Annotated in this window: 14 protein-coding genes; 11 read left to right on the forward strand and 3 right to left on the reverse strand. The window is 69.7% G+C overall.

The annotated features are described in order from the left end of the window. Positions 1–16 precede the first annotated feature (16 nt). Positions 17–3,433 (forward strand): ATP-dependent DNA helicase, encoded by a 3,417-nt coding sequence (locus E3T19_RS18425; RefSeq protein WP_241980346.1) that lies wholly within the window; start codon positions 17–19, stop codon positions 3,431–3,433. Beyond that, positions 3,430–6,840: an ATP-dependent DNA helicase gene (locus E3T19_RS18430; RefSeq protein ID WP_134409534.1), complete on the forward strand. Its 3,411-nt coding sequence runs from the start codon at positions 3,430–3,432 to the stop codon at positions 6,838–6,840. Before E3T19_RS18425 ends, E3T19_RS18430 begins: the two co-directional genes overlap by 4 nt. On the opposite strand, the gene E3T19_RS18435 is transcribed toward E3T19_RS18430, so the two are convergent. Continuing rightward, positions 6,729–7,967, reverse strand: coding sequence for a phosphotransferase (locus E3T19_RS18435; RefSeq protein ID WP_088455641.1), 1,239 nt, complete (start codon positions 7,965–7,967; stop codon positions 6,729–6,731). The genes E3T19_RS18430 and E3T19_RS18435 overlap by 112 nt on opposite strands. 93 nt (positions 7,968–8,060) lie before the next feature. Between E3T19_RS18435 and nudC the strand changes: the two genes are divergently transcribed. Together nudC and E3T19_RS18445 are read left to right on the forward strand one after the other, a co-directional pair. Next, positions 8,061–9,023, forward strand: a complete 963-nt coding sequence (gene nudC, locus E3T19_RS18440) for an NAD(+) diphosphatase (RefSeq protein WP_134409535.1) — start codon at positions 8,061–8,063, stop codon at positions 9,021–9,023. Continuing rightward, complete coding sequence (locus tag E3T19_RS18445; protein ID WP_241980347.1) at positions 9,016–10,737, forward strand: ATP-dependent helicase; 1,722 nt, start codon at positions 9,016–9,018, stop codon at positions 10,735–10,737. Before nudC ends, E3T19_RS18445 begins: the two co-directional genes overlap by 8 nt. On the opposite strand, the gene E3T19_RS18450 is transcribed toward E3T19_RS18445, so the two are convergent. Then, positions 10,628–11,533, reverse strand: coding sequence for a TOMM precursor leader peptide-binding protein (locus tag E3T19_RS18450; protein WP_166788925.1), 906 nt, complete (start codon positions 11,531–11,533; stop codon positions 10,628–10,630). The two genes, E3T19_RS18445 and E3T19_RS18450, sit on opposite strands and share 110 nt — an antisense overlap. A 109-nt stretch (positions 11,534–11,642) precedes the next feature. Here E3T19_RS18450 and E3T19_RS18455 point away from each other — a divergent pair, with 109 nt between their 5' ends. From E3T19_RS18455 to E3T19_RS18480, 6 genes are all read left to right on the forward strand, one after another. Next, positions 11,643–13,214, forward strand: a complete 1,572-nt coding sequence (locus tag E3T19_RS18455; RefSeq protein WP_134409537.1) for an SDR family oxidoreductase — start codon at positions 11,643–11,645, stop codon at positions 13,212–13,214. A 131-nt stretch (positions 13,215–13,345) separates the two neighbouring features. Next, positions 13,346–13,906, forward strand: a complete 561-nt coding sequence (locus E3T19_RS18460; RefSeq protein WP_088455645.1) for a GDSL-type esterase/lipase family protein — start codon at positions 13,346–13,348, stop codon at positions 13,904–13,906. A 76-nt stretch (positions 13,907–13,982) separates the two neighbouring features. Next, positions 13,983–15,881, forward strand: coding sequence for a DUF2207 domain-containing protein (locus E3T19_RS18465; RefSeq protein ID WP_134409538.1), 1,899 nt, complete (start codon positions 13,983–13,985; stop codon positions 15,879–15,881). Next, a complete protein-coding gene (locus E3T19_RS18470; RefSeq protein ID WP_240632417.1) occupies positions 15,881–16,219 on the forward strand; it encodes a DUF6804 family protein in 339 nt (112 codons plus the stop codon). The genes E3T19_RS18465 and E3T19_RS18470 overlap by 1 nt, the downstream gene beginning before the upstream one ends. Positions 16,220–16,421: 202 nt before the next feature. Continuing rightward, on the forward strand, positions 16,422–18,596 hold the full coding sequence (locus E3T19_RS18475; RefSeq protein WP_134409539.1) for a DEAD/DEAH box helicase: 2,175 nt from the start codon (positions 16,422–16,424) through the stop codon (positions 18,594–18,596). Between the two features lie 132 nt (positions 18,597–18,728). Further along, a complete protein-coding gene (locus tag E3T19_RS18480) occupies positions 18,729–19,757 on the forward strand; it encodes a 6-phosphofructokinase (protein WP_088455648.1) in 1,029 nt (342 codons plus the stop codon). A gap of 67 nt (positions 19,758–19,824) precedes the next feature. Here the strand turns inward: E3T19_RS18480 and E3T19_RS18485 are convergent, their stop codons facing one another. Further along, positions 19,825–20,088, reverse strand: coding sequence for a mycoredoxin (locus E3T19_RS18485; protein WP_088455649.1), 264 nt, complete (start codon positions 20,086–20,088; stop codon positions 19,825–19,827). 57 nt (positions 20,089–20,145) lie between these two features. Here E3T19_RS18485 and E3T19_RS18490 point away from each other — a divergent pair, with 57 nt between their 5' ends. After that, entirely contained in the window at positions 20,146–20,622 is a 477-nt protein-coding gene (locus tag E3T19_RS18490) for an 8-oxo-dGTP diphosphatase (protein WP_134409540.1), read from the forward strand. Positions 20,623–20,727 lie beyond the last annotated feature (105 nt).

A 20,727-nucleotide genomic window follows, 5' to 3' on the forward strand; every position in this document is an offset into this window, starting at 1 on the left:
CCGCTCAGATTACGACATGCCCCATGCTCGGCCCGCCACGTTCACTGTCGGCGCAACCCGTTACCGTTGGACCGTGATGAACCCGGTGTCCGAACTGCTCGACGATCCCGCCGTCTCCGACGCTGCTGAGACACCGGCGTGGTCGGCCGAACCGGGTGTGCCCGGCCGTACCCTCGGCCTGGATGCCTCCCAGGAGGCCGTCCTGCGCCTGGGCCTGGACAGGTCGGCCGCCGTGATAGGCGCCCCGGGCTCTGGCAAGACCCACACCCTCGTCGAGTTCGTCGCCGACCGGGTGCTGACCCACGGAATCTCGCCCAGCGAAGTGCTGGTGCTGGTGCCCACCCGCACCGGCGCCACGGTGCTTCGCGACAGGCTGGCCCTGCGCCTCAGGGTGCCCACCAACGGCCCGCTGGCTCGCACCATGAACTCCGTGGCCTTCCAGATCGTGCGGGATGCCGAGGTGGCGGCCGGCCGCACCAGCCCGACCCTGCTCACCGGCGGCGAGCAGGACCAGATCATCGCCGAGATCCTGGCCGGCGACATCGCCTCCGGCACCGGACCGGCCTGGCCGAGCCCGCTCGACGCCGAGGTGCGCAGTCTGCGCGGCTTCCGCACCGAACTGCGCGACCTGATGATGCGCGCCGTGGAGTACGGCGTCACCCCGGCACGGCTGGCCACCCTCGCCGCCGCGAACGACCGCCCGGAGTGGGCCGCCGCGGCCGCCTTCATCGACGACTACCAGGACATCAAGGACCAGAGCCGGCCCGGCCAGTTCGACTCCACCGAGCTCGTGCAGTTCGCCGCGGCGATCGTGCAGGATGCCCCGCGCCTGCCCGCCAGGCCGGCGGGCACCGCCGGACCCACGACCCTGGCCGCCGTGACGCCGGGCAACCCGCTCGGCCCGCTCGGTGCGCTCAAACTCATCGTGCTCGACGACGCCCAGGAGGCCACCGAGTCCACCCTGGCCCTGCTGGCCCAGTTCGCCGCCCGTGGTGTCACGATCGTGGCGTTCGGCGACCCCGACCTGAGCACAGGGTCGTTCCGCGGCGCCCACCCGGATGCCCTCGGCCGGCTCGGCCACTACCTGCGGCTGCCCGACGTAACCACCCTCACCCTCGACACCGTGTACCGGCACGGCACCGAGCTGCGCGCGGTCATCCGCGAGTTCACCGGCCGGATCGGCGCCGCCGCCGCCGGCACCCAACGCGCGGCCGCCAGTGCCGAGCTCGCACCGACCACTCCGGAAACCGCCGCAGCGCCGCTCGCCGTGCAGACCGTCGTCACCGCCAGCCCCGCCGACCAGCTTGCCGTGATCGCCCGGCGCCTGCGCGAACGCCACGTGCTCGACGGCCTGCCCTGGGGGCGGATGGCCGTGATCGTGCGTACCGGCGCGCTCGTGCCGGCGCTGTCCAAGGGGCTGGCCGCGCTCGAGGTGCCCACCCAGGTGGCCGCCGCGCAGACCGCCCTCCGCGACGAACCGGCCGTGCGCGCCTTCGTCCTCGCCCTCGACATCACCCTGGGCCGCCGCCCGCTCGACGCCGACGCGGCGGTGGACCTGCTCCGCGGCCCGCTCGGCGGCCTCGACCCGATCACCCTGCGACGGCTGCGCGCGGCGCTGCGCCAACAGGAACTCAGCCACGAGGAACTCACCGCCGACGGCGCCCGCAGCGCGGACGACCTGCTCGTGGAGGTCTTCCACAGCCCGGCCCTGCTCGAGCGCATCGACAACCGCACCGCCCGGCGCGCCGCATCCTGCGCCAAGAACCTCCGGCAGACCCGCACCGCCTACGCCGCCGGCGCCACCATCGAGGAACTGCTCTGGGGCCTCTGGCAGCGCAGCGGCCTCGCCCCGGCCTGGGCCGAGCAGTCCACCGGCACCGGCATCGACGCCGACGAGGCCAACCACAACCTCGACGCCGTCGTGGCCCTGTTCTCCGCCGCGCAGCGCTTCGTCGAACGCACCCCGGCGGCCCCGCCCGTGCTCTTCGTCGAACACCTCGTCGACACCGATGTGCCCGAAGACACCCTCGCCCCCCGCGCCCTGGCCGAGTCCGTGCTCGTGTCCACCCCCAGCGGCACCATCGGCCGCGACTTCGACCTGGTCGTGCTCGCCGGAGTGCAGGAGAACGTCTGGCCCGACCTGCGCATCCGCGGTTCGCTGCTCGGAGCCGGCGACCTGGCCCTGCTGGCAGCCGGGGAGACCCCCGACCCGGCCGGCGCCCGCACGAGTGTGCTGCACGACGAGCTGCGGATGTTCGCCCAGGCCGCCTCCCGCAGCACCACCGAGCTGATGGTGACCGCCGTCGACAACGATGAGAACCAGCCCTCCGCGTTCCTGCGTCTGCTGCCGCAGCCCGACCCCGCCCCGCTGGCCCGGTACCCGCTGTCGCTGCGCGGGTTGGTCGGGCGCCTCCGCCGGGACCTCACCCAGACCCTGCGACCCCGGCTGCAGCCCGCCGACGGGGCCGAAGCCGACCCCGTCGCCGCGCTGCCCGCCGTGTTGCCGGCCAGGGCCACGGATGCCGCCGCCACCCTCGCCCGCCTGGCCGGCGAGAAGGTGCCCGGCGCGTCACCCGACGACTGGTACGGCCTCCGCCCGGCCAGCACGGTCCGGCCGCTCAACGATCCCGAGGCCGGCGACGGACCCGTGCGCGTGTCGCCGTCGCGGATGAGCGCGTTCGAAACCTGCCCGCTGCACTGGCTGATCGGCCAGATCGGCGGCGGCGACTCCAGCACCGCGGCCAACCTCGGCACCATCATCCACAAGGTGATGGAGGACGCCACCGACCCGGCCCGCACGCCGGACCCGGCCGGGATCACCGCCGACGCGCTCTGGGCCGGCGTCGAGGCCCGCTGGGACGAACTCGTCTTCGACGCCGACTGGCAGTCCAGGGTGCAGAAGACCCAGGCCCGCGAACTCACCGACAGGCTCGCCGCGTACCTCGGCGACGGTGCCCGCGACGGCACCCGACTGCTCAGCGCCGAGGGCCGGTTCGCCCTGGAGCTGGACGGCGCCGTGCTCTCCGGCACCATCGACAGGGTGGAGAGGCTGCCGGACGGCCGCGCCGTGATCGTGGACCTGAAGACCGGCAAGGGCGACCCGACCAGCGACACCGGGGTGGCCGAGCATCCGCAGCTCGGCGCCTACCAGTTGGCCTTCTCGGCCGGTGTCATCGACGGCATAGAACCCGGCATGGAGCTGGCCGGCGCGCGCCTGGTGATCGTGTCCTCCGGCACCCAGAAGCAGAACTACCGCAATCCCACCCAGCCGGCCTTCAGTCCGGACGAACTGGCGGCCTTCACCACCAGGGTCACCGACGACGCCGCCGGCATGGGCGGCGCCACCTTCGTGGCCGAGATCGCCGACCACTGCCTCAACCCCCGCTCCTACGGCTCGTGCCGGATCCACGTCATCAAGCAGGTCAGCTCATGAGTACCCCGTCTTCTCAGAACAGGGCGGTCTCCGCCCTCGACATCGCAGCGGCGCTGAAGATGTTCCCGCCCACAGGCGAGCAGCAGGCCGTGATCGAGGCGCCCCTCACGCCCACCCTGGTGGTGGCCGGTGCCGGCAGTGGCAAGACCGAGACCATGGCCAACCGGGTGCTCTGGCTGCTGGCCAACGGGCATGCCAGGCCGGACCAGATCCTCGGGCTCACCTTCACCCGCAAGGCCGCCGGCGAGCTCGCTGAACGCATCAACGATCGCATCCGCCAGCTCAGCGAGGCCGGGCTGATGCCCACGAGCGCCGATGCGGATACCGCACCGCCGGCACCCGGCTCCATGCATAGCCTCGACTCCGCCGACCTGTTCAACGCCCCCGCGGTCTCCACCTACAACTCGTTCGCCAGCCGGCTGTTCACCGACAACGCGCTGCTGCTCGGCCGCGAACCCGAATCGGTGCTGCTCAGCGAAACCAGCGCCTGGCTGCTCGCCCGCCGGGTGGTCGTGGCCAACGGCGACGGCCGGCTCGTGCAGTACGGCAAGGGCGTCGACGCCGTCACCGACGCCGTGCTCTCGCTCAGCCGCGCCCTGGCCGAGAACCCGCCCCCGTTCGTGCCCGGCGAGGAGCCGGTGCCGCACGACCTCGCGCGCCTGGCGAACAGCTTCGGCTACCTCGCCGACCTGCCCTTCGGCAACCCGCGTAAGAAGAAGGCCTACGACTCGGTGCTGGAGGCCATCAGCGCCGTCGCTCCGTTGCCGGTGCTGGCCGAGCTGGCGGATGCCTACGGGGCCGAGAAACGCCGCCAGGGCCTGATCGAATTCTCCGATCAGGTGGCCCTGGCCCTGCAGGTCTGCCGCAAGGTGCCGGCCGTGGTGGCCCGCTACCGCGAGCAGTACCGCATCGTGTTGCTCGACGAGTACCAGGACACCTCGGTGCTGCAGACCGAGCTGTTGCGCACCCTGTTCGCCCACCACCCGGTGATGGCCGTCGGCGACCCGCACCAGTCCATCTACGGTTGGCGGGGCGCGAGCTCCGCGAACCTGCTCGGCTTCTCCACCGACTTCGCTGCTCTGGCCAACACCGAGGCGCCGTCGATGTCGCTCTCGTTCACCTGGCGCAACCCGGTCACCGTGCTCGAGACCGCCAACGCCCTGGTCGCGCCCCTGAGCGCGCAGCTGCGCGCCCGGCCCAACGGCATTCAGGTGGAGACCCTCAAGGTGCCGCCGGGCAAGGCCGCCGGCCGGGTAGACGCGGCAATGTACGAGAGCATCGCCGACGAGGCCGCCGCGATCGCCCGCTGGTTCGCCGCCAGGCTCGGCACGGCGCCGGCCGGCGTGGATGCTGAGCCCGAGTCCGGCGCGATGCTGTTCCGCGCCCGCCGCGACATGGAGTTCTACGCCGAGGTGCTGCGCGAACACGGTGTGCCCGCGCACGTGCTCGGCCTCGGCGGCCTGCTGTCGACCCCGGAAGTGGCCGACGTACTCGCCGTGCTACGCGTGGTGCACGACCCGTCCGCCGGCAGCGACCTGATCCGGCTGCTCACCGGCGGCCGCTGGCGGATCGGCGTGCGCGACCTGCAGGCCCTCTCCGGTGTGGCGGGCTGGCTGGCCACGCACGACTGGGCGCAGAAGGCCGTGACCGACGAACTCAAGGCCAAGCTGCGCGCCTCCGTGGCCACCGAGGAGAGCCGGTCGCTCGTGGACGCGCTGGATTTTGTGGCCTCCGCACCCGAATCGCACGGCCAACTGGCCGCCTTCAGCGGCGACGGCCGGCAGCGCCTGCGCCAGGCCGGCCGGCAGCTGGCCTGGCTCCGCAGCCGTTCGGGCCTGGGCCTGCTCGACTTCGTGCGTTTGATCGAACAGGAAACCCTGCTCGACCTGGAACTGGTCGCCAACGAGAGCCACGGCCGGGCCCTGGCCAACCTGTATGCCTTCCACGATGCCGTTTCGGCGTTCCTGGACAGCGACGAGCAGGGCACCCTGGCCAGCTTCCTGCGCTGGCTGGCCCGCGCCGAACGCCAGGACGACCTCGGCCCGCGCGGCGAGGCCGCCGAACCGGGCACGGTGCAGCTCCTCACCATCCACGGCTCCAAGGGACTGGAGTGGGACTATGCGGCCATCCCCGGCCTCACCGAGAAGAACCTGCCCGCCCCGTCCCGCGAGGTCTCCGGCTGGTTGCGCTTCGGTGAGCTGCCCTACCCCTGCCGGGGCGACCGGGCGGAGCTGCCGGAACTCAAACGCCTCGGCCATGAGACCCAGATGTCGTTCGACATCGATTTCGAGCTGTACAAAGAGCAGCTCGCCGACCGGCACGACGCCGAGGAACGCCGGCTGATCTACGTGGCCACCACCCGCGCCCAGCAGCAGTTGCTGCTCACCGGGGCGTTCTGGGGCGGCGGCACGACCGTGCGGAAGGCCAGCCGGTACCTGCTCGAACTGGCCGAGGCGGGTCTCATCGACGCCCTGCCGGAGGGCAGCGAGTTCGACGAGAAGCCGCAGACGGACCAAGACGCCACCGAGGTGTGGCCGTTCGACCCGCTCGGCACCCGCCGCCCCGTGGTCGAGGCCGCCGCTGCCCTGGTGCGCGCGCACGATGACACGGGCACGGATGCCGAAGACGACGGCGCCCGCATCGAAACGCCCTGGTCTAGGGAGGTGACCCTGCTGCTGGCCGAACGCGCCCAACGCCTGGCCGGACCCGGCGTCCTCGGCGTGCCCACCCGCATCCCGGCCTCCCGGTTCAAGGACTACGTCGACGACCCCGCCGCGGTGCTCGCCAGGCTGCGCCGGCCGATGCCGGAGCGCCCATACCGGGCCACCCGCCTGGGCACCCTGTTCCATTCCTGGGTCGAACAGCGCTCCGCCGGGGCCTCATCCGGTGACCTCATCGACGTCGGGCCGGACGAACTCGACGTCGACGTCGACACCGACACCGGTGACGGGATGCCGCTCGAGCTGGAACAGCTGGACCGGTTCAAGGCCACCTTCGAGAGGTCGCCCTGGGCGACGTTGGCACCCGAGGAGGTGGAGATCGAGATCCACCACGTGCTGGGTGATCAGGTCTTCATCTGCAAACTCGACGCCGTCTACAAGACCCCCACCGGCTATCAGGTGGTGGACTGGAAGACCGGCAAGGCGCCCAAGGACGCCGCCGACCTCGAACTCAAGCAGACCCAGCTGGCCCTGTACCGGCTCGCTTACGCCCGCTGGAAGGGCATCGACCCGGCCAGCGTCGACGCTGTCTTCTACTTCGTCGCGGACGACCGCATCGTCGCACCCGAGCGGCTCTACTCGGAGGAGGACCTTCTGGCGGCGTGGTCGTCGGTGGCCGGGTCGTCCGCGCGGCCGTCTGCCGTGCCGTCGACCGTGGGGATCGGACCCGTCGAGTCGTCGCCGTAACCGGTATCGAACCCGGCACCGTCGAAACCGGTGCCGTCGAAGCTGGTGACCCTGCTGAACGAGCCGGTGTCGGCGAACTCGCTGGTGCCGTACTCGGAGTTGTCGTCGCTGTTGCGACCGGCGGACCCGGTGGCCTGGGTGCGCGGGGTGTCCTTGAGCATCGACTCGACGTCGGAGACGCTGAGGATGGGCCCGGTATCGGGGGAGAGCGAGTTCATGGTGTGGCTGTGCACGTTGTCGACCAGACCGTCCAGCATCGACACCGCGTCGTCGACGATGGCCTCGTCGTGGGTGTCGACGCCGTGAAGCAGCCAGCGGGCCAGTTCCAGCTCGGCGTAGAGCATCGCCCGCTGGGTGATCAGCGGGTCGTTGCCCTGCCGCGCTGCGGTGTAGGTGGCCACGGCAGTCTCGGCGGCGTCACCGCGCGCGGCGAGCAACCAGTTCAGGTCGCGGGCCGGGTCGCCGACACAGAGTCCAGACCAGCCGAGCACCCCACACACGGCGTCGTCGCTGATCAGGAAGGACTCCGCGGTGAGTGACCCGTGGATCACCGTCGGCGCGAACTGCCAGAGAGCGTTGTCGTCGGTGGCGAGTTCCCAGCGCCGCAGCAGCGCTGCGGGCAGCTTGCCGGTGTTCGCGGCCCGGTCGATCAGGTCGATGGTGGCGGTGCGGCAATCCTGGGCGCTCTGCTGCACGAGGCCGGCGTCGCCGATGAATGCCGACGGCAGCCCGTGGATGGCGGCGATCGCGCGGCCGATCGACCCGGACACTCCCTCATGCCCGGTGAGCGCATCCGCATCGTACGAGGCGCCGGGCAGACGCTCGTAGACCACAGCCCTGGTGCCTTCGAACGGCGCCTGGCCCACGAACACCGGCACGTCGAACGGCAGCCTGCTGCGGTTGCCCGTCGTCAGAGCGCGCAACGCCACGAGGTCGGCTGACTGCTCGGTTTCGGCCGCCTGCGACGTGGGAACCCTGATGATCAGTTCCTTCTCATCGCGGGTGATCAGCAAGGCAGAGTCGAACAACCCGCCGCCGCCGAGACTGTGGTTTCGGGCGTGGGCGACGTCGAGCTCCGGCACTGCATTGGTGGCCAACGCGGCTAGAGTGAGGTGGGATCTGGCCATGCCTACTAGGTTAGGTCGAGTTCCTCCCGGTGAGGCCATTCGCCACGCCTGCAGACAACTTCGGCACGTGTTGCCCGATTTTTGAGGGGTCTCATGTCGTTCAGGTTCACGGCCACGCTGCCACTGTCCAGGCACGCCGTTGATCGCGACAACGACGCCCGCGCCCAACCCGATTTGTTCGAGCGGCTCTGGGCGGATGCCGGCACCCGGGTTCTGCCGCTCTGGCGCGGTACCGTGCTGCTCGCCGCCGCCGGGAACGACCGGCCCCGGTTGTTGTTGCTCGAGCCGGCCGATCTCACCATCGACCCGGCGGCCGCCCTGCGGGTCTACCTCGGCCTGTCGCTGGACGCCGACGCCGCCGAACCCGTCGGCACCCCGCTCGTGGCCGTGCCGCTGGACGATGACCAGGCCGCCGCGCTGGAACCCGACGCGTCGAGGTGGGTGGGCCTGCGCGACTACGCCACCCTCCTCTCGGACCGGGACACCGGCATCCTCACCGAATCCCTCGGCATCCTGCACTGGCACGATTCGCACCCGCACTGCCCGCGTTGCGGCGCGGCGACCGACGTGACCACAGCCGGTTGGGTGCGACACTGCCCCGAGGACGGCAGCCAGATTTTCCCCCGCACCGACGCGGCCGTGATCGTGCTGATCACCGACGACCGCGACAGGGTGCTGCTGGGCTCCAACGCCATGTGGGAGGCGAACCGGTATTCGCTGCTGGCCGGCTTCGTCGAACCCGGCGAATCGTTCGAGTCCGCCGTGGTGCGTGAGGTGTTCGAGGAATCCGGCATGCGGGTCACCGACCCGGTCTACCGCGGGTCGCAGCCGTGGCCGTTTCCGGCGTCGATCATGGTCGGCTTCACCGCCCGTCTGGCCGATAGCCAGCAGGCCGGCTCTCTGGTACCCGACGGCACCGAGATCCTGGATCTGCGCTGGTTCAGCCGCGCCGAGCTCGCCGACCCCGAAAACGGCATCATGCTGCCCGGCCCATCGTCGATCGCCCGCGCGCTCCTCGACGACTGGCTGGCTCAGCCGGAGCAGCCCGGTGTCTGACCGGTTGACCCCCACCGCCGAGTCCTTGCTCACCGGACTCGACGAGCAACAGCGCATCGCCGCCGAAGCCCTGATCGGGCCGGTCTGCATGCTCGCCGGCGCCGGCACCGGCAAGACCCGCGCCATCACCCACCGCATCGCCTACGGCGTGATGAGCGGCGCCTACTCGCCGAACCGGGTGATGGCGCTCACCTTCACCGCCCGCTCCGCCGCGGAGCTCCGCGGCCGGCTCCGCCAGCTCGGCGCCGGCGGCGTCGCCGCGCGCACCTTCCACGCGGCCGCGCTGAGCCAGCTGAACTACTTCTGGCCGCACGTCGTCGGCGGCCAAGCGCCCCGCATCCTCGAGGGCAAGGGCCGGCTGCTCGGTCACGCCGCCGAGGTCCTCAAACTCAAGCTGGACACCGCCACCCTGCGCGACCTGGCCGGCGAGATCGAGTGGCGCAAAACCAGCGGCCTCAGCCTGGACCAGTACGCCACCGCCGGCCGTGCCCTGCCCGGCCGGCTCGACATCGACCAGACCCTGGACATGCAGGCCGGCTACGAACGGCTCAAGGACGACCGCAAACAGATCGACTTCGAGGACGTGCTGCTGGCCATGGCCGGCATGATCGAAGCCGAACCCTCCGTGGCGCTGCAAGTGCGTGAGCAGTACCGGTTCTTCGTCGTCGACGAGTTCCAGGACGTCTCCCCGCTGCAGTACGACCTGCTCAAACTGTGGCTCGGCGACCGGCGGGACCTGTGCGTGGTCGGCGATGCCAGTCAGACCATCTACTCCTTCGCCGGGGCCCGGAGCGACTACCTGCTCGACTTTCCCAAGCACTACGAGGACGCCACAGTGGTACGCCTGGAACAGAACTACCGGTCAACGGCCGCCATCGTCGCTACCGCCAACCAGCTGATGCGCGGCCGGCCCGGCGCGCTGTCGCTGCACGCCGCCGTCGCCGAGACCGGGGTGGAGCCCGCCGTACGGGAATACCCCAACGACATGGCCGAGGCCCGCGGGGTGGCCCAAAGCATCTTCGAACTCGTCGAAGCCGGGGTGCCACCGGAGAACATCGCGGTGTTGTACAGGGTCAACGTGCAGGCCGCGCTGCTCGAGACCGCGCTCGGTGATGTCGGCGTGAGCTTCCAGATCCGCGGATCGAAGCGGTTCTTCGACCTGCCCGAGGTGAAGCAGGCGGTGATGTCGCTGCGCGCGGCATCCGTGTCGATAATGGGCGAACCGCTGTTCAAATCGGTCAGCGACGTGCTGCGGGGCCTGGGCTGGAGCCAGACCGCGCCGGAAACCCGCGGCGCGGTGCGCGACCGCTGGGAGGCGTTGAACGCGATCATGGGGCTCGTCGACCAGGCCGCCCCCGGCACCACCTTCCGTCAGTTCACCGACGAGCTGATGGAACGCCAGGCCGGCCAGCACGAACCGACCGTCGCCGCGGTGACCCTGGCCACCCTGCACTCGGCCAAGGGCCTGGAATGGGACGCCGTGTTCGTGGTGGGGCTCTCCGAGGGTTTGGTGCCGATCAGCTACGCCGGCACCTTCGAGCAGGTCGACGAGGAACGCCGGTTGCTCTACGTGGGTGTCACCCGGGCGCGGAAACGCCTCTCGCTCAGCTGGTCCGCGGCCGGAAGCCAGCAGCGTTCCCCGCGAGAACGATCACGCTTTCTGGCAGAAATCGGCATCCGCACCGCTCGTGCGGCCGGTGCGCGCGGCGTCTGACCGTCAGCGATTCAGCGTCGATCGCCAGTGACGCGGCCGCGAACTCGTTCGAGGACGCGAACACCCGCTCGTGCACGATGCCGGCCGCCGTCGAGGCCACCTCGATGCCCAGCCGGGTCGTTTCGGTGGGTGCCGTGCGGTGCAGCAACTGGCTGGCGATCGCGGGCCAGGCCGGGTCGAGGTCGACCTGCTCGAGGTCCAGGCAGGTCAGGCACGGGCCGGCCCCGGGTTCCACGAGCGGGCCGACCCGCACTTCGGCGTCGCTGAACAGCACCGGCAGGTGCGGCACATCCCGCCGCAACCAGTGACCGTGCCGCTCCGGAGCGAGCACGAAATGGTCCACGATCACGGCCAGGTCAGGGAGCTGCCCTGGCGTCGCAACCGTGATGCCCAGGTCGACCAGCAGGTGCCGAATGCGGTCGGCGGTGGCCCCGGCGCCGTCCACGCAGACCACCGGACGGTTGCCGCGGTGCACCGGGGTGGCCCTCCTGCTGCCGAACCAGGTGGCTGTGAGAGGGACGGTGTCGGTACCGGGCTCCGCCGGCTGAGTGTCGAGGCCGACCAGCGCGGGGGCCAGGGCGGAGAGCAGGGCGGCGGTCGCCGCATCCGTCGCACCGGACTGTCGCCCGAGCATCAGCGCACCCGACCGGGGAATCCCCACCCGGAGCGCGGCGATGACGCTCTCCAGCGGAGCCGTCACCCCCGGTACGATCGCCAACGGCCGGTCGATGCCCAGCTGGATGGTGTCCGGCGTGCGCCAGACGAGCGGATACCGCGGGTCGAGTCGAAGGATCATCCGGCGATCTTCCCTCAGACCGGCCGTCGCCGTCGGATCCATCCACAGGCCCGGATTGCCGCCTGGGAATATGCAGGTCCAGCCCAGACTCCACCCCTAGGCTGACGCAATGATTGAGAAGACCGCACGCCGCGTACTGGTCACCGGAGCCACCGGCTACATCGGGGGCCGACTGGTTCCCAAACTCCTCGAGGCCGGTCATACCGTGCGGGTGCTCGTGCGCTCGCCCCAGAAACTGACCGACGTGCCGTGGGCCGATGACGTCGAGATCGTCGAGGGCGACCTCGGCGATCGGGCCTCGGTGGACAGGGCCAGCGCCGGCATCGACGTGCTCTACTACCTGGTGCACTCGATGGGAGCCAGGGGCGACTTCGAGCAGACCGAACGCACCGCGGCCCGGAACGTGGCCGGCGCTGCGGCCGAGGCGATGGTTTCGCGCATCGTCTATCTCGGCGGCCTGCACCCCGACAGCCCGACCCTCTCGCCGCACCTGCGTTCTCGCGCCGAGGTCGGCCGCATCCTGCTGGACTCCGGCGTGCCCACTGTCGCCTTCCAGGCCGGGGTCGTCATCGGCTCCGGGTCGACGTCGTTCGAGATGATCCGGCACCTGACCGATGTGCTGCCGTACATGCCGGCGCCACGGTGGGTGCGCAACTTCATCCAGCCCATCGCGGTGCGCGACGTTTTGCACTATCTGGTCGCCGCCGCCGATGTGCCCGCGGAGGTCAACCGCACCTTCGACATCGGCGGTCCGGACGTGCTGCGGTACGGCCAGATGATGAACGGCTACGCCGTCGAAGCGGGCCTGCACCAGCGCCCGATCGCGCCACTGCCGGTGCTCACCCCGTGGCTCGCGTCGCAGTGGGTCAACCTGGTCACGCCCATCCCGCGCAGCCTGGCCGTGCCGATAATCGCGTCGCTGCAATACGACTGCGTCATGCACGAACACGACATCGACGCGGTGATCCCACCGCCGGCCGGCGGCCTCACCACCTATCGCCGGGCCGTGCGCCTGGCCCTGGGCCGGGTGCGCGACGGCGACGTGGAAACCAGCTGGCAGAACGCCGCGACGGAAGGGGCATCGAGCAACCCGCTGCCCAGCGACCCCGACTGGGCCGGTCACCTCGTGTACACCGACCTCAAGGAGAAGCGCACCTCCGCCAAGCCGGCGGACCTGTGGCGGGTCATCGAGAGCATCGGCGGGGAGAACGGTTGGTACTCGTTCCCGCTCGCTTGGGCGGTGCGCGGTTGGATGGACAAGGTCGTCGGGGGAGTGGGCCTGCGCCGCGGCCGCCGGCATCCCGACCGGCTGCAGACCGGCGACGTGCTCGACTTCTGGCGCGTCGAACGCATCGATCGAGGCAGCTTTCTGCGGTTGCGCGCCGAGATGCGGGTGCCCGGCCGGGCCTGGCTCGAGATGCGTGCCGAGCCCACGGATGACGGTGGCTCGATTTACCGCCAGCGTGCGGTATTCTTCCCGCGCGGACTCGGCGGCCGGCTGTACTGGTTCTCGATCCTGCCGTTCCACGGCGTGATCTTCAGCGGCATGGCCAACCGCATCACCGCCGCCGCCGAAACCGAAGCTGCCGAAACCGAAGGCGCCACCCTCGCCACCCAGCCGGGGACCCCGATCGGTGCCCCACCGGCGGCCACGACCGCGGAGGCCGCCATCGGCTCCTGACCCGCCCCCCGCTGACCGCTCATCCGTGCGGCGAGCTCGAGGGGGAGCCGGCTGACGGGACCTTGCCAGTTTCGACCCTAGCCACCGTGCACCGCGGAGCGCATCATGGAAGCAAGCGGTGAGGAGTCCAGATGTCCGGTGCGGTGGTGTTCGTCGGCGATGGTCTCAGCGCGGGCGCTCGCTGGGAGGAACGGTTCCCCGACCTTGAGGTGCAGAACCTCGGCGTGAACGGGGACACGACAGATGAGGTCCTGGGTCGGCTCGATCAGGTTGTGCAGGCCGACCCCGATGCCGTCGTCCTGCAGGTGGGTACCAACGATGTGGGCTGGAACCGTTCGGACGAGTACATCGTGCGCAACATTGAGACCATCCTGTGCACCCTGCGCAAGCAGCTGCCCGGCACCCGGCTGCTCATCCAGTCCGTGCCCCCGAGGGAGAAGGAATTCGTGCACGTGATCCGGTCGGTCAACCGACACCTGCGCCAGTTCGCGCCGACCGTCAAGGCTCGCTACCTGGATCTCTGGCCGGTGTTGGCCGCCGAGGACGGCACGCTCAGCGCCGAATGGTCGGCCGATCACCTGCACCTCATCGAAGCCGGCTACGTCGTCTGGTTCACCGAGCTACGGCCCGCACTCGTCGACCTGCTTGAACACCCGCCGGAAACGCTGTCCGTCAGCCGGCACCCCGCCTGACGCACCCGTCGCGGCACCGGAGAGAAACGCACACGGCCGGTGACCGGTGTCTGACCTCCCTCGGTACCATGAGAGCATGCACCGACCCGTCAGTTTCCGCCTCCGACTGTCGTTGGCCGCGACGATTCTCGCCGGGCTCACCCTCCTCGGCGCGAGCCCTGCGTCGGCTTTGGCCGCCCCGGCCCGCGCTGCCGGAGCGACATTCGCGCCCCAGTCGGTTTCGGCCGGCGTCGACGATTTCAGTTTCGCGTCCCTGCACGCCGACTACAGGCTCGACCGTGACGAGGAGGGCCATTCCACCCTGGCCACCACCGAGACCCTCGTCGCCCAGTTCCCCGAGACCGACCAGAACAAGGGCATCCGGCGGCAGATCCCCACCCACTACCGGGGTGAGCCCACCAACCCGACCAACGTCAGGGTCACCGACGAGAACGGCACCGAGCGGGACTACGAAACCGACACCGACAGCGACGACTCCGATGACGAGTTCCTCATCATCACCATCGCCGACGACGACTTCGTCCACGGCGAACAGACCTACGTCATCAGCTATACCCAGAAGAACGTCGCCCACTTCCCCGACGACACGACGGATGAGGAGTTCTTCTGGGAGGTGAACGGCACCGGATGGGCCCAGCCGTTCGGCACCGTCTCCGCCACGGTGCACGTGGCAGCCGACCTGGTTCCCGCCCTCACCGGTCAGACCACCTGCTACCAGGGCGTGTCGACATCCGGCGCGACCTGCGACACGCTCGACAGCGCCGCCGACGGCGACGAATGGGTCATTGAGGCCACCGCACGCGACCTGGGCCCGCACGAGGGCCTCGCCCTCGCTGTGGGCTTCGACGAGGGTACTTTCGTCCCCAGGGACGATTCGTTCACCGCCAACGTGTTCCCGACGATCGCGTTGCTCGCGGCTCTGGCCGCGCTGACCACGGCCGTGATCGGCGTCGCCCTGCGCAACACCCGCTGGCGCAACCGGCCCGGCCGGCCCACCATCATCGCCGAATACCTGCCGCCGACGGGCGTGAACCTGTTGCAGGCCGGCGGTGTTCTCGGCGCCAAGGCCAGCGGCAAGTCCCTCACCGCCCAGTTCCTGCAGTTCGCCGTGAACGGCAACGTGCGGGTCCTCGAGGGCGACGGCAAGAACCACTACCTCCTCGAGTTGCGCAGCCGGGCGGGCATTGACCCCACCGAGCGTGCCGTCCTCGACGCCCTGTTCCCCGCCCACCGGCCCATCGGCACCATTCGGGACTTCAAGAAGACGGATGCGAAACTGGGCACCGCCCTGACCGCCGCCAAGAGTGACGCCCGCAAGCAGTTGCTCACCGACGGGCTCCGAGAGAAGAAGGGCGGCGCCCTCAGCGGTTGGCTGTTCGGTGTGGCCATCGTCGCCGGCCTCGTCGCGATGATCGCGAGCATAGTGTCGTTCGCCACCGAGGTCGCCGGCGCGTGGCCCGCGCTGCTCCTGGTCGTTGGCCTGGGCGCCGCGATACTTACGATCGCCGTGACGGCCGACGTGCGCCCGCTCACGGCCCGCGGCGCCGAACTGCGCGACTACCTGAAGGGTGTTTCCGTGTACATCTCACTGGCCGAAGCGGACCGACTTCGGGTGCTGCAGAGCCCCGCCGGCGCCCTGCGCACGCCGTCCCGGCCGGATAAGACTCCCGGTGCGGTGGCGACCGACCCCGTGCAGGTGCTCAAGCTCTACGAGCGACTGCTGCCGTTCGCCGTGCTGACCGGTCAGGAGAAGGAGTGGTCCACGGTGCTGGGCGACTACTATGCCGGTGCCCACCAGCAGCCGGACTGGTACGTCGGTACCGCGCCGTTCAGCGCCGCGTACTTCGCCACCGGCGTCTCAGCGTTCGCCACGTCAGCATCGACGGGTATCGCAGCCAGCTCGGCCGGTTCCGGTTCGAGCGGTGGTGGCTCCGTCGGCGGCGGCGGAGGCGGCGGCGGGGGAGGGGGCGTCTGATGGGCACCCCGGCAGAACCTGCCTATACCCGCTCGGCCCTGGCACCCGGCCTGCTCGGCGCGATCGCGCTGCTGGCCGGGCTGGCCCTGCTCGATGTCGACAGCTTTGTGATCATCCGGTACATCGTCAGCATCCTGGCTCTCATCATCTGCGTCTTCGTCATTCAGGCCAAGGCGTGGTGGTGGCTCATCGGGCTGGTGCCGATCGCGGTGCTGTGGAATCCGATCGTCGTGATCGAACTGCACGGGCAGGGCTGGGTGTCCGCTCAGTTCATTGCCGCTCTGGTCTTCATCATCGTCGGAATCCGGACCAAGGTCCCGACCGCTGTGCACCGCTAAATCCGGGGGCGGGCATAGACTAAGGATGCGTCTGGAGCCGGGCTCGACCGTGGCCCCGCGGCCATCAGTGCACAAGTGACTGAAAGCTGCGGCGTCCCGCTGCTCGATCATGGGGTTCGGCGTATCGATCGCACAGGCATCCTGCGGATGCGCAACACGACCAGCGCGCATTGAGTGATGCGCTGGTGTGAAGTGGAGAAAAATGGCACACACCCGCCCCAACGGAGCGGGCCGCGCTGGAGCCGGCAGCGGTCGAACACGTCAACGACCGCGCTCGCGCGACGACGACGCCCCGATCATCCCGATCCTCGCCCGCAAGGTGCGCGAGGTCGAAGCCAAGGCTCAGAGCGGCACCAAGCTCGGCCCCACCAACCGCACCAAGTACCAGGTCATCGCGCTGCTGATGCGCGAAGAACGCGCCCGCGTGAAGACCGACCCCGAACTGACCGACGCGAACCGCGCCGAACTTCTCAAACGCCTCGACGGTATCGCCCAGATCCTCGCGAAGACCGCGGCCCGCGACACCAGTCTGATCACCCTGCTCGAACCGGATGCCGGCGTCTCCACCGTCGCCCAGCGGTTCCGCCGCGACTGGCTGTTGGAATCGGGCGCGGAACTCAGCCCGGACGAACTCATCATCACCCGCGAACCCGAGGCCAAGCCCGAGGTGCCGCAGAACCAGGTCATCCCGCAGTCCGTGCGTGCCCGCCAGATGGCCAATCCGTTCCTGGCCCCCGACTTCAGCGCCGTGAAGGCCGCGCCGGTCTCTGCCGCCCGTCGCCTGGCCAACTGGGAACTGCTCGGCCCGCTGTTCAAGGCCTTCGAGTTCGGTTCCGGCGGCCAGGCCGCCAGTATGGACCTGCCCGAAGCGCCCAACGCCGACAGGTTCTCTCCGCGCGGCATGGAGCTTATGCGCCACCAGGCACGGTTCGTGGAAAGCGCCCGCCTCGGCCACCGCAGCTACCTGCTCGCCGACGAGCCCGGCCTCGGCAAGACCGCGCAGAGCCTGCTCGCCGCCTCCGTCGCCGGTGCCTACCCGCTGCTGGCGATCGTGCCCAACGTCGTGAAGATGAACTGGGTGCGCGAGGTCGAACTGTGGACGCCGCACCGTCGCGCCACGGTCATCCACGGTGACGGCGACACCCTCGACGCCTTCGCCGATGTCGTCGTGGTCAACTACGACGTTCTCGACCGGCACCTGGCCTGGCTCGGCACCCTGGGCTTCAAGGGCATGGTCGTCGACGAGGCCCACTTCATCAAGAACCTGCAGTCGCAGCGGTCCAAGCACGTGCTCAGCCTCGCCGAGCAGATCCGCCGCCGCACCCCGGGTAACAACCCGCTGCTGATGGCGCTGACCGGAACCCCGCTGATCAACGACGTCGACGACTTCCGTGCCATCTGGCAATTCCTCGGCTGGATCGACGGCGACAAGCCGACCGCCAAGCTCATGGCACGCCTGGAGGAGACCGGGCTTACCCCCGCCGATGCCGGCTTCTACACCGCGGCCCGCGCCGCGGTCATCGACATGGGCATCGTGCGCCGCCGCAAGGTCGACGTCGCCGCCGACCTGCCCGCCAAGCGCATCGCCGACCTTCCGGTGGAGCTCGACAGCGAACTGGGCCGTTCCATCCAGAAGGCCGAACGTGAGCTCGGCGCCCGCCTGGTGCAGCGGTACAAGGCCCTCGTCGCCGCGCGCCACCCCGGCGTGCGCAACCCGGAGATCGACGACGAGCAGCGCGCCGCGTACATCCGCGCCGTCGCCCACGCCGATCTCGAGGAATCCAAGGGCACCAGCACCGGTGAGAACGTGTTCACCATGGTGCGCAAGATCGGTCAGGCCAAGGCCGGGCTCGCCGCGGACTACGCGGCCCAGCTGGCCCACTCGGTGGGCAAGGTCGTCTTCTTCGCCAAGCACATCGACGTGATGGATGCCGCGGAGGAGATCTTCGCCAAACGCGGCCTGCGCACGGTGTCGCTGCGGGGCGATCAGAGTGCCCTGGCCCGCCAGGCCGCGATCGACTCGTTCAACACCGACCCCGAGGTCGCCGTCGTGGTGTGCTCGCTGACCGCGGCCGGAGTCGGCGTGAACCTGCAGGCGGCATCCAACGTGGTGCTCGCGGAACTGAGCTGGACGGCGGCCGAGCAGACCCAGGCCATCGACCGGGTGCACCGGATCGGCCAGGCCGAGCCTGTGACCGCCTGGCGGATCATCGCCGCACACACTATTGACGCGCGCATCGCCGAACTCATCGGCAGCAAGCAGGGCCTCGCGGCCCGCGCGCTCGACGGGGCAGACGAAGACGTCTCCGCGGCAGATTCAGTGCAGGCCAGCGCGTTGGTATACGTACTCACGCAGGCGCTGGACGGTGAGCTGTAACACCGGGCCGGAAGTCCCTACCTCAGAGCAGCGCCGCCGGTGTTGACTTGATCCAGGCCAATGCTCGCCGCCATGATGGTGGACGGGCGATCCGCCGAAACACACATGCATGTAATAAGGAGTAGCCAAGAAATGAAGATCGGTATCCTCACCAGCGGCGGAGACTGCCCGGGCCTCAACGCAGTGATTCGGGGTGCCGTCCTCAAGGGGGGACGCGCATACGACTCGGAGTTCGTGGGCATCCGCAACGGCTGGCGCGGGCTGGTACAGGGCGAGTTCATGAAGCTCGACCGGCACAGCGTTCGTGGCCTGTCCCGCCAGGGCGGCACCATCCTGGGTAGCTCGCGCACCAACCCTTACGAGGGCGAGAACGCGGGTCCGGAAAACATCCAGAAGACTATGGACGCCGAGGGTATCGACGCCATCATCGCCATCGGCGGGGAGGGCACCCTCACGGCTGCCCGCCGCCTCACGGATGCCGGTATCAAGATCGTCGGCGTGCCCAAGACCATCGACAACGACCTCGCCGCCACCGACTACTCCTTCGGCTTCAACACCGCCGTCGAGATCGCCACCGAAGCCATCGACCGTCTCCGCACCACCGCTGACTCCCACGGCCGCTGCATGGTCGTCGAGGTCATGGGCCGCCACGTGGGCTGGATCGCCCTGCACTCCGGCATGGCCGGCGGAGCACACGCCATCCTCATCCCCGAGCAGCCGCAGACCATCGAGCAGATCTGCGAGTGGGTCGAGAGCGTCCGCGACCGCGGCCGCGCGCCGGTCCTCGTGGTTTCCGAAGGATTCCTGCTCGCCGAAATGGGCGAGGCGCACTCGCACAAGGGCCTGGACGCGTTCAACCGTCCGCGCCTCGGCGGCATCAGCGAGCTCATTGCCCCGATGATCGAAGAACGCACCGGCATCGAAGCACGGGCGACCGTACTCGGCCACACCCAGCGTGGTGGCGCCCCGTCGGCCTACGACCGGGTGCTGGCCACCCGCCTCGGCATGTCAGCGGTCGACGCCGTCATCGAGGGCAAGTGGGGTTCGATGGTTTCCCTCAAGGGCACCGACATCCGTAACGTCAGCATCGCCGACGCCACCATGGACCTCAACCGGGTCACCCAGGAGCGTTACGACGAAGCGGCCGTGCTCTTCGGCTAAACCCGTACTCATGACAGAACTGCCCGGACGACTCAGGTCGGCCGGGCAGTTTCTGTCTGACGACAAGTCAGGCGGCGGGTGCGAGCTTGGCCTGCACCTGCGCGAGCGACGGGTTCGTCGCGGCCGAGCCATCCGGGAACAGCACTGTCGGCACGGTGCGGTTGCCGCCGTTGAGGCTCATGACGAGCTCTGACGTGCCGTCGACCTCTTCGACGTTCACCTCGGTGTAGCCGATGCCGACCTTGTCGAGCTGACTCTTCAGGCGCGAGCAGTAGCCGCACCAGGTCGTGGTGAACATCGTGATAGTTCCGGTCTCAGGCACAAAATCCATGGGTACAGCGTAACCGAGGATTCTGGAGCCCCGCGGGGCGCTCGCTACGATGACACCATGACCGAACTGCCCCAGGTGTGCGTGTGCTACCTCACCCGCCTCTCCGAGACCGGCGAGCCCCAGGTTCTGCTCGGCCGCAAGAAGAAGGGCCTGGGTCTGGGCAACATCGTCGGGCTCGGCGGCAAGCTCGAACCCGGTGAATCCGCCCTGGATGCCGCGGTGCGGGAGATCGAGGAGGAGTCGGGCCTGACCGTGGGAGCCGACGCGCTCACCCCGATGGGGGTGCTCACCTACCTGTTCCCGCACAAACCCGCCTGGAGCCAGCGGTCGAACGTCTTCGTCACCGACCGGTTCAGCGGAATTCCGCGCGAATCCGACGAGCTGAACCCTGAATGGTTCACGATCGCCCTGCTACCCGTCGACGAGATGTGGGATGACGCCAGGCACTGGCTGCCCGGTGTGCTGGCCGGACAGCGGGTCGAGGCCACGTTCACCTTCGGTGCGGACCTCGCCACCGTCGTGGCCCGCGACTGACGTCCTGCCACCTCAATTCCGGGTGAACGACGAATGAACGCACCCTGAATTGACCTGCCCGCCTCAGGCTGTCAGGATCAACGAGGCCCGGTTTCGAGCCAGCCA

Origin of the sequence: Cryobacterium sp. TMT4-31 (genome assembly GCF_004403385.1) — a bacterium.
Taxonomy (GTDB): Bacteria; Actinomycetota; Actinomycetes; order Actinomycetales; family Microbacteriaceae; genus Cryobacterium; species Cryobacterium zongtaii.